The 14005-nt window shown below is 66.9% G+C and carries 13 protein-coding genes, 4 pseudogenes and 1 other annotated feature; of the genes and pseudogenes, 10 read left to right on the top strand and 7 right to left on the bottom strand.

What is annotated here, in order from left to right; genetic code table 11:
- Positions 1-143: 143 nt before the first annotated feature.
- A complete protein-coding gene (locus tag KXD97_RS14195; RefSeq protein WP_260757484.1) occupies positions 144-944 on the bottom strand; it encodes a hypothetical protein in 801 nt (266 codons plus the stop codon).
- Positions 945-1336: 392 nt separating this feature from the next.
- Between KXD97_RS14195 and KXD97_RS14190 the strand changes: the two genes are divergently transcribed.
- The 4 genes and pseudogenes from KXD97_RS14190 (at position 1337) to KXD97_RS14175 (ending at position 3721) form a co-directional block, all read left to right on the top strand.
- Positions 1337-1627, top strand: coding sequence for a WhiB family transcriptional regulator (locus KXD97_RS14190; RefSeq protein WP_260757483.1), 291 nt, complete (start codon positions 1337-1339; stop codon positions 1625-1627).
- A 137-nt stretch (positions 1628-1764) separates the two neighbouring features.
- Positions 1765-2604: pseudogene (locus tag KXD97_RS14185) on the top strand (SH3-like domain-containing protein).
- Positions 2605-2683: 79 nt separating this feature from the next.
- On the top strand, positions 2684-3346 hold the full coding sequence (scnC, locus tag KXD97_RS14180; RefSeq protein ID WP_396885405.1) for a thiocyanate hydrolase subunit gamma: 663 nt from the start codon (positions 2684-2686) through the stop codon (positions 3344-3346).
- An 18-nt stretch (positions 3347-3364) separates the two neighbouring features.
- A complete protein-coding gene (locus KXD97_RS14175) occupies positions 3365-3721 on the top strand; it encodes a thiocyanate hydrolase (protein ID WP_260757481.1) in 357 nt (118 codons plus the stop codon).
- A gap of 12 nt (positions 3722-3733) precedes the next feature.
- Here KXD97_RS14175 and KXD97_RS14170 read toward each other — a convergent pair whose 3' ends face one another.
- Positions 3734-4273 carry a hypothetical protein gene (locus KXD97_RS14170; RefSeq protein ID WP_260757480.1) on the bottom strand — a complete coding sequence of 180 codons (540 nt, stop codon included), beginning with the start codon at positions 4271-4273 and terminating at the stop codon, positions 3734-3736.
- A gap of 105 nt (positions 4274-4378) precedes the next feature.
- Complete coding sequence (locus tag KXD97_RS14165; RefSeq protein WP_260757966.1) at positions 4379-5431, bottom strand: 3-deoxy-7-phosphoheptulonate synthase; 1053 nt, start codon at positions 5429-5431, stop codon at positions 4379-4381.
- A 253-nt stretch (positions 5432-5684) separates the two neighbouring features.
- Between KXD97_RS14165 and KXD97_RS14160 the strand changes: the two genes are divergently transcribed.
- Positions 5685-5963 carry a hypothetical protein gene (locus tag KXD97_RS14160; protein WP_260757479.1) on the top strand — a complete coding sequence of 93 codons (279 nt, stop codon included), beginning with the start codon at positions 5685-5687 and terminating at the stop codon, positions 5961-5963.
- Between the two features lie 346 nt (positions 5964-6309).
- Here KXD97_RS14160 and KXD97_RS14155 read toward each other — a convergent pair whose 3' ends face one another.
- The 3 genes from KXD97_RS14155 to groES form a co-directional block, all read right to left on the bottom strand.
- On the bottom strand, positions 6310-6570 hold the full coding sequence (locus KXD97_RS14155; protein WP_260757477.1) for a hypothetical protein: 261 nt from the start codon (positions 6568-6570) through the stop codon (positions 6310-6312).
- Positions 6571-6708: 138 nt separating this feature from the next.
- Positions 6709-8334 carry a chaperonin GroEL gene (gene groL, locus KXD97_RS14150; protein ID WP_260757476.1) on the bottom strand — a complete coding sequence of 542 codons (1626 nt, stop codon included), beginning with the start codon at positions 8332-8334 and terminating at the stop codon, positions 6709-6711.
- A gap of 88 nt (positions 8335-8422) precedes the next feature.
- Positions 8423-8725 carry a co-chaperone GroES gene (gene groES / locus KXD97_RS14145; protein ID WP_003929249.1) on the bottom strand — a complete coding sequence of 101 codons (303 nt, stop codon included), beginning with the start codon at positions 8723-8725 and terminating at the stop codon, positions 8423-8425.
- Positions 8726-8968: 243 nt separating this feature from the next.
- Here groES and KXD97_RS14140 point away from each other — a divergent pair, with 243 nt between their 5' ends.
- Positions 8969-9958 carry a 13E12 repeat family protein gene (locus KXD97_RS14140; protein ID WP_260757472.1) on the top strand — a complete coding sequence of 330 codons (990 nt, stop codon included), beginning with the start codon at positions 8969-8971 and terminating at the stop codon, positions 9956-9958.
- Positions 9959-10056: 98 nt separating this feature from the next.
- On the opposite strand, the gene KXD97_RS14135 is transcribed toward KXD97_RS14140, so the two are convergent.
- Positions 10057-10632: a DUF6431 domain-containing protein gene (locus tag KXD97_RS14135; RefSeq protein ID WP_260751629.1), complete on the bottom strand. Its 576-nt coding sequence runs from the start codon at positions 10630-10632 to the stop codon at positions 10057-10059.
- Positions 10633-10975: 343 nt separating this feature from the next.
- On the opposite strand from KXD97_RS14135, the pseudogene KXD97_RS14130 reads away from it, so the two are divergent.
- The 4 genes and pseudogenes from KXD97_RS14130 to KXD97_RS14115 form a co-directional block, all read left to right on the top strand.
- Positions 10976-11230, top strand: a pseudogene (locus KXD97_RS14130) (HNH endonuclease signature motif containing protein); the annotation flags it as partial.
- Positions 11231-11284: 54 nt separating this feature from the next.
- Positions 11285-12183: pseudogene (locus KXD97_RS14125) on the top strand (IS3 family transposase); the annotation flags it as partial.
- Positions 11554-11688 (top strand) — a sequence feature (AL1L pseudoknot). It overlaps the preceding pseudogene by 135 nt.
- A gap of 80 nt (positions 12184-12263) precedes the next feature.
- Positions 12264-13667, top strand: coding sequence for an IS1380 family transposase (locus tag KXD97_RS14120; protein ID WP_260752814.1), 1404 nt, complete (start codon positions 12264-12266; stop codon positions 13665-13667).
- A gap of 133 nt (positions 13668-13800) precedes the next feature.
- Positions 13801-13989 (top strand): annotated as a pseudogene (locus KXD97_RS14115) (IS3 family transposase); the annotation flags it as partial.
- Between the last annotated feature and the right edge of the window lie 16 nt (positions 13990-14005).

Below are 14005 nucleotides of genomic sequence, written 5' to 3'. Positions count from 1 at the left end.
GTTCTCCAGCGTTACGTCGGGGACACATCCCGGAGGGGAGGTGGCTTGATCAGTCGGTATCAGTCGGTACGAGTCGGTTATCGGTCGGTACCAGTCGGTGCCGGCTCAGCTAAACAATAACGATCGAGGGGGCCACAACCTCGTTACCTCGGGCGCCACACGCCGCCCCATCTGGTCACGGCCTCGGCCGCGCTGTCTCGGAGATGTCGGATCTGCGCCGCGGACAGGCTCTCAGACCCGATATCGACCAGCAGGGACGCCAGCGCCAACTGCAGCGGAATCAGAGCGTGCTCTCGTGCCCGGGTCAGCGCGGCCGCGGCCTCCCGGCGGGCGTCGTCCAGGTCACCGCGACTGCACAACGCGGCCGCGAGCACCACCTGCGACTTGACCGCATGCCGCAGCGACGCGTACCCGGCGGCGGCAGCCACCCCGCGCTCGGCGTGGCCGACCGCCTCGTCGCCGTCACCGCGGAACATCGCCAGCTCGGCCGACACCCACGCGAACCGCACCGACAGCCGCGGCGCGCCCCCCTTGTCCAGCACGGCGCCGGCGCGCTCCAGGGCGCGCGCCGACGCGGCGAACCGGCCCACCCCCAGCGCGTCCGCGGCCAGGCCGATCAGCGCGTCGGCCTCGGACTCATCCGTGTCCGCCAGAGCGGCCGCTCTGCCGTCCCACGCGCGGGCGCAGTCATGCCAGCCCAGCTGACGCAGGAACGACGCCTGAGTGCTCAGTGAAAGGGAGGTCAACCCGGCCGGGGCCGGACCGCGTCTCAGCCGCTGGAGGTCGGCCACGGCGCTCGCGTAGCGGCCCTGTCCGCCCGCCGCGACGGCGCGCAACCACAACTCGTACGGCCCCGACGCGGGCGGGAGCGGCCAGGCGCCGGGCCGGTCGCCGAACGCGGCGGCCCGGAGGCCGTTTGCGGGAATCGCGGCACCGGTGCTCATCGGACCGCGACGCTATCAATCCGAAAATCGTTTGAAAATCCCGTCAGTTAACAGTTCATGGATGGCGTGTTACAGCAATGTCAACGGCCACTTGGACAAACGTTGCCATATGTCCTCTCGCACGCGACGCCAACGGCCGAAATGACCGGTCACAACGGCGGGTGGACACGGCCTCTAGCACCGCTCGCATTGGCTGAACGTCGCTTGGATGAACGTGATGTAAATTTTCTGCCTGCGCATATGCGTTTTCGCACACAACGAGGGTATTGACGGCAATTCCGAAGCCCTTCTACGTTGTGTGCACGAGTGGTCATCGGCGACTGTGCTCGGATTTGTTCCAACGACTCGCGCGGACAGTGCCGCGAAAGAGTCTGCAGGGAGGGGTTTTTCCAATGCCGCAGCCGCAGCAGCTGCCCGGTCCGAACGCCGACATCTGGGATTGGCAGATGCAGGGTGTTTGCCGGGGTGTCGATTCCGCGATGTTCTTCCACCCCGATGGCGAGCGCGGCCGCGCCCGCGCACAGCGGGAAATGCGCGCCAAGGAGATGTGCCGACGTTGTCCTGTGATCACCCAATGCCGGTCGCACGCGCTGGCCGTCGGCGAGCCGTACGGCATCTGGGGCGGTCTCAGCGAGTCCGAGCGTGAACTGTTGCTCAAGCGAGGGATTCGCCGCAGCGCCTGAGACGTCAATCACGAGAGCCCGCCCCGGGTCGTCATCCCCGGGGCGGGCTCTCGTCGTCAATCCGGCCGAATTCGCCCCGCCCGGAGCCCCTGGTTGCGACCATAGAGCGACCACGGGTGCCAGACGAAGGGGATTACATGAGCACTGCGGCCGAGCGCGCGGCTCAGTTGGAACTCGTGGCGCGGCTGAAGTCCGCCTTCCCGGAGCTTCCCGACGCACCCACCCCCGACCTCCTCGACCACGCGCGAATCACGGCCTATCTCAAACCCGTTCACGATGTCGGCGGCGAACCGGACGCCCCGATGAAGTACGAGAACAAGCAATACGAGCAGTGGGAGGAGATGACCTACGTCATCTGTGAAGTGCTCGCCTGGCGCGGCATCTGGCTCTCCGAGGAGCGACGCCGGATGGGTAACGTCGACGTCGGACGCGCCCAGTATCTCGGCCTCCCGTACTACGGCCGCTGGCTGCTGGCCGTCGCCCGGGTCCTGGTGGAGAAACACCACATCGGCCTCGGCGAACTGAGCGAGCGCATGGCCGAGGTCGCGGCCCGATAGGCCGACGGCATCAAAGACGGGAAACTCGAGGCTGCGCCCAAGTGCGTGGGCGACGGTTCACAAGTCAGGCGCAACACCCACCACACGCATGCCGTTGGTAAAGGCGACCCGCAGGTGTATGCGGGTCTGGCCGGTGGGCCGAAGTTTGCCGTCGGCGACCCGGTGCGGGTCCGCGACCTTCCGGTGATCTTCTACACCCGCACCCCTGAGTACGTACGCGGTGCCGTCGGCGAGATCGCGACTGTCGCCTACGAGAGCCCCGCGGCCGAGGACGAGACCTGGGACCGGCCCGATGCCGAAGCGGAGTGGTTTTACGTCGTCGCCTTCCCGATGGCCGACCTGTGGCACGGCTACACCGGGACGCCGACCGACGTCCTGCGAACCGAGATCCCCGAACGCTGGCTTGAGCTAGCCAACTGAATCACCCAGCGCCCGAGAGGAATTCTGCGTGTCCCACGACCACCAGCATGATCACGACCACGACCGAACCGTGAAGCCGATGGTGGACGAGATCACCGACTTCGAGGTGCTCGAGATCGCGCTGCGCGAACTGTGCATCGAGAAGGGTATCTTCACCGCCGAGGAACATCGCCGCTTCACCGAGTTCGCCGAGCAGATCGGCCCGACGCCCGCGGCACGACTGGTGGCCAGAGCGTGGTTGGATCCGGAGTTCGAGCGGCTGGCACTGAACGAACCGATGACCGCCAGCAAGGAGGTCGGGGTCGACTGGATGGAGCCCACCGGATTCGGAACCCCCAGCGATTTCACCGCTTTCCAGATCCTCGCCGACACCCCCACGTTGCACAACGTGATCGTGTGCGCGCTGTGCTCCTGTTACCCGCGGCCGATCCTGGGCAACTCCCCTGAGTGGTACCGCACCCCGAACTACCGTCGCCGGCTCGTCCGGTGGCCCCGCCAGGTACTCGCCGAGTTCGGCCTGTACCTGCCCGACGACGTCGATGTCCGGGTCCAGGACTCCAACCAGAAGCACCGGTTCATGGTGCTGCCCATGCGCCCCGCCGGCACGCAGGACTGGGATGAGGATCAACTGGCCGAGATCGTCACGCGGGACTGCCTGATCGGCGTGGCACTCCCCCGGCCCGGGGTGACGACGAACGTCATCGTCGACACCCGGCCGGCCGTCCACCCGATCACCGATTGACCAGGAGCCCGCCTCGCGATGACGACATCACCGGACAGACCGGCCGCGCTCGAGCAGATCGTCGAGCGCAACCAGGTATGGCCGCGCATGGCGGCCAAGTACGGCGTGGAGAATCCGCTGCCGCCGTGGAAAACCAGCCTCGACGGCTTCTGCGACGCGCTCGACCGGGCCGCGTGCGCGGCCACCCCGGAGGTTCCGGGCTTCAAGGACCGCCGCGACGAGGAGGATGCGCTGTCGGCGACGCTGTACGCGGACCTGCCGTACCCGGAGAACCAGCTGATGTCGCTTGCCCATTCGCTCATCGCGCGGGGCGTCATCGACGAGGCGACGCTGGCCCGCCGGATGGCGGCCGTGCGCGCTCGTCTCGAATCCTAGGGCTGCCTCGCGCTACGGCGGCCCCATCATTCCGTGGCCCCTCATCATGGGCCCCATCATGGCCGGCATCCCGTCGTGGACGAATCCGGACACCTCGCGCGCATGTTCCCGGATCGCGGCGGTGATCGCCGGGTCAGCGGAGGTCTCCTCGGCGATGATGCCCGTCGGAGTCAGGGTGAGGGTCCGACGGTAGTCGGCGGCGCGCCGGAACAGCGTCGGCAGGCTCTCGCTCATGCACATGACCTCTGCGCCGCCGTCGACCCGTCCGTACATGTCGGCCACGTGCGCCTGCAACCGTGCGACGAGGTCCGGCGCATCCGATTCGGTGACGGTGCGGACGCCGCCCGGGGTCTCTTCGACAGAGCGCCGAAACTCGTTGTGGCGCCGGAACATTTCAATATAGGTCCGCATGTCCATCATGCCGGGGCCCTGGGTGAGCCGGATGTCCGGCATCGGCGGCCGCGCGAGCGCGCGCAGAAGGTATCCGATACCGAGAACGCTCCCGGCCGCTATCGCGCCGAGGGCGGCGCGCCGGGTCATCAGTTGCGCCATGTCGCATCCGTTCCGCTCGTCCGTGACTGCGATTCTGCGGCCACGGACGAGCGGTGCGATAGGGACTTTCGACCCCACCCCGCGCCGGCGCCCCGCGTGAGCGGGCTAGCGTCGAGCGAGCTCCCGCAGCGCCAGATCCGTTGCAGCCCAGTCCATACACTTGTCGGTCACGGACTGTCCGTAGGTGAGCGGGCTCGCCTCCGGCGCCTGGGCCCCGGCGACCAGGAAGCTCTCCAGCATGACTCCGGAGACGGGCAGCCCGTCACGCACCAGCTGCGCCACCTCGGCGGCCACCGCCGCCTGACGCAGATGATCCTTGCCGGAATTGGCGTGGCTGCAGTCGATCACGACCCGGCCAGGCAGCCCCGCCTTGACGAGCTTCTCGGCGGCCGAGTGCACCGACTCGGGGTCGCAGTTCGGTCCGGCGGTTCCGCCCCGCAGGATGACGTGGCAGTCCTCGTTGCCCGCGGTGCTCACCACAGCGCCGCGCCCCATATCGTCCATCCCGAAGAAAACATGCTGTGCCGCTGCGGATTTCGCCCCGTCAACGGCGACCTGGATATTGCCGTCGGTGCCGTTCTTGAAGCCGACCGGCATCGACAGTCCCGACGCCAGCTGGCGGTGAACCTGCGATTCGGTGGTGCGGGCGCCGATCGCACCCCACGCCACCGCATCGGCGATGTACTGCGGGCTGGTGGGCTCCAGGAATTCGCAGCCCACCGGGAGACCGATGTCGATGATGTCCAGCAGCAGTTGACGGGCGATGCGCAGTCCGCGGGCCACGTCGAAGGTGCCGTCCATCCCCGGGTCGTTGATCAGGCCCTTCCAGCCGATCGTGGTGCGCGGCTTCTCGAAATACACCCGCATGACGATCTTGAGCCGGTCCTTGAGCTCGTCGGCGATCTTGACCAGCCGGCCGGCGTACTCCAGCGCCGCCACCGTGTCGTGCACCGAGCACGGCCCCACCACGACCAGCAGGCGGTCGTCCCGCCCGGCAAGGATGTCGGCGATCTCGTCACGGTCGCGGGCCACCCGCTCGGCGCGCCGAGCGCCCAGGGGGAACTCCGTGAGCACCTCGTGCGGGCTGGGGATCGCGCTGAAACCGCGGATGCGCCGGTCCGACGTCGCGGGCGGGGTGGCGGTCTGCGCCAGAGTCATCTCGAAGGTGCCTTTCCGTGTAGTGGGCACCTGATGAATTATCCGGCGCCCTTGAATGACGAAAGGCAGCGACCTGCTGGTCACTGCCTGGGCTCCGGGTGGATGCGTTGCTTAGTGCTGCGCTTTATCGGCTCCGCCCGGAGCCTGGATAAAGCGCCAATAGCCGGCGCACACGCGGATGTTCACGTCGGCCAGGCTATACCCGTGCCTCGGCTCCGGGCAAACCGTCGTCGGCGGCGTACAGAATGGCCGGATGAGCGATTCACCCGAGAGCCCGCAGAACGGACCTGTTGCGGAGGACACCGACAACGAGGACGCCGCGCGCCAGCGGTGGCTGGCGGCCGTCGCCGAAGACTCCCGGACCGAGGAACGCCACCGTGCCGCCGCTGAGGTGATCGCCCACCGCCCCGAGGTGCCGGAAGAGCACCTCGCCGCGGCGGAGGAGCTGGTGCAGATGGGGCTCGCCTGGAGGAACGAGCTGGACGGCGCCTTCTCCTATACGCCGATCGACCCCGCCGGTAAGCCCGCCTAGCGATAACCGACCGCGATTCAGGTGACCCGGATCCAGGGTTGGCAGTTCCGCGATTCGACGGCCATCACCGTCGCGTTGATGTTCGCGTACATGGGACCGATCGACATGTTCGTCGCGACCACGTGATCCTTGTTCGCATCAGGACGGCAACGGATTCACAGGATCCGCACCGGGCTGGTGGCACAAGCGCAACCGCGGCCGCAACGGCGCCGACCCAGGTTGCTGCGTAAGCCAGTCGCATGACGCGCATAGGTCCCCGGAATCCATTGCCCGATGTCACGGGCAGCGACATGCTATCGCCCCTACTCCGCGGACGCGATATCGAGATTCAATTGTCCGGTGCGGGCTAGATGCACACAAAACCGCTGACATACCCGGACGGATCCGTCGCGCTGATGCATGCATCGACCCCCGCGTTCCAGCCCCACCTTCCACGACCCCACCCGGGGCCCCAGTCGTCGTGCTTCCAGTCGTCGTGGTGCGGCTTCTGGGCGATATCGACGCCGGGAGTGACCGGAGCGGCGTTCGCCATACCAGCGACCATCCCGCTCCCCAGGCCTAGGCCTATCGCAAAAATCAGTCCCGCAAACAGATAGTTGAGCTTCATGATTCCTTCTCTCCCATCGTGTTTGAGCGTACTGCGCGGAAATGCGAAACACACGGGCCCAGTGCTACCGAGCCATCAACGCCTCACACGAAAGCACCCCCGGCCTTTGGCGGACCGGGGGTGCTCGGTGGTCGTCACTTAGTGGTGGTGATGACCATGGCCATGGCCATGACCGTCATCCTCCGGTTCGGCCGGCTTGTCGACAACGGCCGTCTCGGTGGTGAGGATCATGCGGGCCACCGACGCCGCGTTGACCAAGGCCGAACGGGTGACCTTCACCGGATCGATGACACCGTCGGCGATCAGATCGCCGTACTCCATCGTCGCGGCGTTGAAGCCCTGTCCGACAGGCAGTTCGGAGACCTTGTTCACCACAACCGAGCCGTCCAGGCCGGCGTTGGTGGCGATCCAGTACAGCGGCGAGGACAACCCGGCGGCGAACACGTCGACACCAAGCGCCTCGTCACCAGACAGCTCCGAGCGCAACTTCTCCAGGCCGGCACGGGCCTGCACCAGAGCAGCACCGCCGCCGACGACGATGCCCTCCTCGACAGCAGCCTTGGCCGCGGCGACCGCGTCCTCGACCGCTTCCTTGCGCTTCTTGAGGTCCGTCTCGGTGGCGGCGCCGACCTTGATGACCGCGACACCGCCGGCCAGCTTGGCCAGCCGCTCCTCGAGCTTCTCGCGATCCCAGTCGGAGTCCGCCGCCTCGATCTCGGCGCGCAGCTGCGCTTTCCGGGCTTCGATGGCCTCCCGGGTGCCGCCGCCGTCGACGATGACCGTGCTGTCCTTGTCGACGACGACGCGCCGCGCGGTGCCGAGCACCTCGAGGCCCACGTCACGCAGCACCAGACCCACGTCGGGGTTGACGACCTGACCGCCGGTCACGACAGCGAGGTCATCGAGGAACGCCTTGCGCCGGTCACCGAAGAACGGCGCCTTGACCGCGACGGTCTTGAGTGTCTTGCGGATCGCGTTGACGACCAGTGTCGAGAGCGCTTCGCCCTCAACGTCTTCGGCGATGATCAACAGCGGCTTGCCCGCCTCGGCGACCTTCTCCAGCAGCGGAAGCAGGTCGGGCAGCGAGCTGATCTTCTCACGGTGCAGCAGCACGAACGCGTCCTCGAGCACCGCTTCCTGAGAATCGAAATCGGTGACGAAGTACGCCGACAGGAAGCCCTTGTCGAAGCCCACGCCCTCGGTGATCTCCAGCTCGGTGTTCAGGGTCGAGGACTCCTCGACCGTGACCACACCGTCGTTGCCGACCTTGGTCATGGCCTGCCCCACGAGCTCGCCGACCTGCTCGTCGCGAGACGACACGGTCGCGACCTGAGCGATGGCCTTCGCGTCGTTGACGGGGGTCGCCGAGGCCAGCAGCGCCTCAGACACGGCGTCAGCGGCCTTTGAGATGCCGGAGCCGAGCGCGATCGGGTTCGCTCCGGCCGCGACGTTGCGCAGCCCGGTCTTGACGAACGCCTGGGCCAGCACGGTCGCGGTCGTGGTGCCGTCGCCGGCGACGTCGTTGGTCTTGGTCGCCACCGACTTCACCAGCTGCGCACCGAGGTTCTCGAACGGATCCTCGAGGTCGATGTCACGCGCGATCGTCACGCCGTCGTTGGTGACGGTCGGCCCGCCCCACGACTTGGCGAGCACCACATTGCGGCCGCGCGGGCCGAGCGTCACCTTGACCGCATCAGCGAGCTTGTCGACACCGACCTCCATGGCGCGACGCGCGGTTTCGTTGAACTCAATCTGCTTACTCATGAATGTCTTTCCCTAGGAACGGGTGGAACGCGCGCCGCCCCGGACATCACCTGCGCATGCGGGACGTCCGGGGCGGAACACGATTCGCCTACTTGGAGACGACAGCCAGCACGTCGCGGGCCGACAGGATCAGGTACTCCTCGCCGTTGTACTTGATCTCGGTGCCGCCGTACTTGCTGTAGATGACGACATCGCCCTCCGACACGTCCAGAGGAATCCGCTTCTCGCCATCCTCATCCCAGCGGCCGGGGCCAACTGCGACGACGGTGCCTTCCTGCGGCTTCTCCTTGGCGGTGTCGGGGATGACCAGACCGGAAGCGGTCGTGGTCTCGGCCTCGTTGGCCTGAACGAGGATCTTGTCCTCGAGTGGCTTGATGTTCACGCTCGCCACGATGGAGCCCCTTCACTGATGTAGGTGTATGTACTCAGCGGCCGTTTCCGTCCTCGCGCCGTCGTCGCGGGTGTCGACACAAGGCTGAACCGGCTGCCGCCTAGCACTCTATACACGAGAGTGCCAGCACTCAAGGCTAGGGCCTGAAGCTCTTGCCGGAGGGGACCTCTGCGGCAGAACTTGAGGACGGCGGGCGCAAGATCGTGTGCTGGCGTGTCGGTGGGTGTTGGCATAATAGAACATGTGTTCGAGTTGATCGAGGGGGTGCCCGACCCCGACCAGCTGTCCGGGTTCTCGGCGGCCGAGCTGATCGACGCCGCCCGGGCCAGCGCCCGCGCCGAGAACGCCGCCTGCGCCCGCAAGCTGGCCGTGATGGCCGAAATCTTCACCCGCCGCACCGGCCTACCCGCCGGAGACCGCGAATCCTGGTGGATCGACCCCGAGGCCGCGGTCACCGCCGAACTGGCTGCCGCCCAGAACATCACCCAAGGCCTGGCCTCCCACCAAGCCCACCGCGGAGTCGCCCTGCGCGACCGGCTGCCCACAGTGTTCACCCTGTTCACCGCCGGACTGATCAGCGACCTGCTCGCCCGCACCATCATCTGGCGCACCTACCTGATCACCGACCCCGCCGTGATGGCCGCTGTGGACACCGAACGGGCCGACCAGATCAGCACCTGGGGCACCCTCTCGGCCGGCAAAACCGAACTGGCCATCGACGACATGATCGAACGCCACGACCCCGACGCCGTACGCAAAAAGAAGAACTCCACCCCCGGCCGCGCCCTGGAATTCGGCAGCCCCGTCGACCCACCCGGACTGACCACCATCTACGCCCGCCTCTACACCAGCGACGCCAACACCTCCGAAGAACTCATCAACGCCATGGCCCACAGCGTGTGCCCCGACGACCCCCGCACCCTCGACGACGACCGCCGCATCCAAGCCCACACCGCCCTGCTGACCGGAATCACCACCCTGGCCTGCCACTGCGGCACCGACAACTGCCCAGCCACCAACCGACCCCAACCCATCCGCAACACCACCATCTACCTCATCACCGACACCACCGGCGCCAATACCGACACCGCAGGTGAGGCTCAGGCCGACCAACCCACCGACCCGACCGGCGGCGAACAGTCCGCGGCTCAGGGTGTTGGCCGTCGCTCAGGATGCAGACGATGGCGTCACTGTGGATGCAGACGTGATTTCGGGGGTCGGTCTGCATTGTGACGGGGTAATCGTCGCGGCGACGCGGTGGTCGTCATGGTGACGACTGTCGGCAGGCATGGTGATGACGCCCCCGGCGGCAGCGCGGGGACGTCGGAGGGTCAGCCGGGTGGCGCCAGAAGGCGGCCGCGGGTGTACATCCCGATCAGGGTCCACGGCGGCTCACCGAGGGCGTAGCGGCGGCGGTCCCAGTAGGCCGCTGCCGACAACAGCGACAGCGCGTGGTGCAACATGTTCCCTCGGTAGCGCAGCGCGGTGAACGTGTCGGGGTCCAGGGCGAGCAGCTGCTCGGTCCCGTCGCGTGCGAGACGGTCCAGGTGCTCTGGCGGTAGTCGGCGAAGCCAGCGGCGCACGGTGGACACCGGCCGCCCCATGGTCGCCGCGATACGCCGGTGTCCGAGTCCATTTGCTTTGTGCAGCAATGCTGTTCCAATCACTGCGGTGGTGTCGGCATGGCGTGGCTGCAGAGCGGCGGGCATCACGATATGCGTTGACGAGCAGGACCGGCATCGCGTGCGGCGGGGGCGCACCGTGATCGTGGTCCCGTCGTGATCGCGCACAGAGCGCCGCCTGCCGTAGCCCCAAGAAGTCAGCTGGCCGTCGCGGCACCGCGGGCAGCGGAGTTCGCCGGCGGCGAGCAGTTTCTCGGCCAGTTCGCCGGTGCGCGCGACGATCACCGCAGAGCCAGTCCATGATCCACCAGCCTTACCTATCACCCGGGAACCGGGATAGGGGTCAGTTCGTGTTGGGCGACCGCAGAATCGACGCGTCCGCCGTCACCGATTGTGACGATCTCGGGATTCGGCATCGCGCCGGAGCCGAAATGGACTCTGCGCGAGCAGACCAGCGCGGGGTCCGTTCGTGGGCACGCTGATGATGCAGACGACCGCCGTCCCCGACCCGGGATTTCGACAACTTCAATGACGATCACCCCCGCCGTGGTCGTCACACAGAGGGACGGTCAACACTCAGGGCCAGGCACTCGTGGGCACGCGTGAACTGCGGCCCGGGACAACCGAACGGTCGACCTATGTGTTCGGCGCCGGCCTGACCCCGACCGCGTTGCTGGCCGGCATGTGCACCCAGGCCACCGTCCGCGAGATCATCCACCCCGGCCAGGCCGGACCCGAACCCCGCTACACCCCCTCAGCCGCACTGGCCGCGTACATCCGCTGCCGCGACCTGACCTGCCGCTTCCCCGGCTGCGACACCCCCGCCACCGACACCGACATCGACCACACCGTGCCCTACCCCACCGGACCCACCCACCCCTCAATGAAGCGCCCCAGGTTTGATGCCGCATCTTTCTGAGTTGGAAGGATGCAAACCATGCCGAAGAAGATCGACCCGAACGTCAGGGAGCGCTGTGTGCGGCAGGTGCTGGATACCTTGCCGCTGTACCCGTCGGTGACTGCCGCGTGTGAGGCCGTCGCGCGGCGTGAGGGCGTTGGGAAGGAATCGGTGCGCCGCTGGGTCGTGCAGGCCCAGATCGACGGGGGTCAGCGTCAGGGCGCTACGAGCGAGGAGCTCGCTGAGATCAAGGAGCTCAAGGCCAAGGTGCGCCGGCTTGAGGAGGATAACGAGATTCTGCGGCGGGCCTCGATTTTCTTCGCGGGGGAACTCGACCCCCGCAACCGATGATCGTCGCGTTCATCGACGAGCTGCGGGCCCAGGGCCACGCGGTCGAGTCGATCTGTCGAGTCCTGCGTGAGCAGGGCGCGCAGATCGCCGCGCGGACCTACCGTGACTGGGCACGGGCCAACCGGCCTGTCGCTGACCGGACGATCACCGACGCCATGGTCACCAATCAGGTTCGCGACCTGGTCTGGACGGTCGATCACGCAGGAGTGCGGCGGATGACCCCAGAAGGTCTCTACGGCCGCCGGAAAATGACAGCGCTCGTGAAGCGCACCACCCCCAACGCGTCGCCGGGCAGCGTGGACCGAGCGATGAGATTGCTTGGCCTGCAGGGTGTCCGACGCTCAAAGGGGATCCGGACCACTATCGCGGCCAAGGACGGTAAGCGCGCCGGTGATCTCCTCGATCGGGACTTCACGGCCCAAGCACCCAACCGCACCTGGGTCATGGACTTCACCTACGCCCGCACCTGGGTTGGATTTGTCTACGTCGCGTTCATCCTCGACGTGTTCGCCCAGAAGATCATCGCGTGGAACGTGGCACCCACTAAGCCTCGATCCACCGATGAATCGCCTGTTCGGAGGGTGTTGATGTAAGGAAAGTGCCCTTTGAGCTGGGATGATTGGAGTTACCACACTTCGATCAGCCCACGTTCAGAAAGGCACTTCCGGTGCAAGTGTCCCATAGGTTCGCCGTGTCGTCGGCGGTCTTCGATGATGCACATCTCGTGTCGTGCGCCGGGCTGGTGCCGGTGATGACCCTGGCCGACCAGACCGGTCTGTCGCAGCTATTGGCCGACAAGATCCGGTTCACCTGTGAGCGGATCCGTTCGGGTGCGGCCCATCCGTCACCGAAGCTGACCACGCTGATCGCCGGGATGTGCGCCGGCGCGGACAGCATTGATGACCTAGACGTTGTGCGCTCGGGTGGGATGAAGACCCTCTTCGGTGGTGTGTACGCCCCGTCGACGATCGGAACCTTATTGCGGGAGTTCACCTTCGGGCATGCCCGCCAGCTCGAATCTGTCCTGCGCGAACACCTGGCCGCGCTGTGCGGGCGTGTCGATCTGTTGCCCGGCGCCGACGGACGGGCGTTCATCGACATCGACTCACTACTACGCCCGGTCTACGGGCACGCCAAGCAGGGCGCCAGCTACGGACACACCAAGATCGCCGGCAGGCAGATCCTGCGCAAAGGCCTCTCACCGTTGATCACCACGATCAGCACCGACCACGGTGCGCCGGTGATCGCCGGGGCGAGGTTGCGGGCGGGCAAGGCCAACTCCGGCAAGGGCGCAGCCCGCATGATCGCTCAAGCGGCCGCTACCGCCCGTGCTGCCGGGGTCACCGGGCAGATCCTGGTGCGTGGCGATTCGGCCTACGGCAATAGCACCGTGGTCACCGCCTGCCACCGAGCAGGTGTCCGGTTCTCGCTGGTGCTGACCAAGACCGCCGCAGTTGCCGCCGCCATTGACGCAATTCCCGAGACCGCGTGGACCCCGGTGAACTATCCCGGTGCTGTGCGTGACCCCGACACCGGCGCCTGGATCTCCGATGCCGAAGTCGCCGAAACCACCTACACAGCCTTCGGTTCCACCAAGACTCCGGTGACCGCCCGGTTGGTCGTGCGCCGGGTCAAAGACGCGCGGTTCCTCGATGCGCTGTTTCCGGTGTGGCGGTACCACCCGTTCTTCACCAATTCCGACGAACCCGTCGACGCCGCTGACATCACTCATCGCCGCCACGCCATCATCGAAACCGTGTTCGCCGACCTCATCGACGGACCTTTGGCGCACATGCCCTCGGGGCGGTTCGGCGCGAACTCGGCCTGGATCCTGTGCGCCGCGATCGCCCACAACCTGCTGCGCGCCGTCGGCGTCCTGGCCGGAGGTGCCCACGCGGTCGCCCGCGGGGCGACACTGCGCCGCAAGATAATCACTATCCCGGCCCGCCTGGCCCGTCCGCAACGCCAACCTATCCTGCACCTACCAGCGCACTGGCCCTGGACAGAGCACTGGCTCACGTTGTGGCGCAACACCATCGGCTACAGCCCACCAGAAATCGCCACCACCTGACCATATGCCGAAAGGCCCGACCGGAGCGCACAGGAACAGCTGGACAGACCAGCAGATACCCCCTGCCCGCGACCAGGACCAGCCCTCAACAGCCCAGCGAGGCACACCTACCCCAATTCATCAGTGGATCGAGGCTAAGGCCGTCGAGCTGGTCGACGTGCCGCTACGCATGGCCTTGTGGCAGCGCGACCGTGAGGGTCACCCCGTGGTCCGCGGAGAGCTCATCGGTCACGCCGATGCCGGGTCGCAATACACCTCGATCACTTTCACCGACCACCTTGCCGAGGAGGGCATCTTGCCCTCGATCGGGTCGGTAGCCGACTGCCTGTTGACCGGCT

The sequence above is a fragment of the Mycobacterium sp. SMC-8 genome, from assembly GCF_025263565.1.
Classification (GTDB): domain Bacteria; phylum Actinomycetota; class Actinomycetes; order Mycobacteriales; family Mycobacteriaceae; genus Mycobacterium.
Note: the sequence above shows the minus strand (reverse complement) of the source record. Positions and strands in the feature narration are given on the sequence as shown.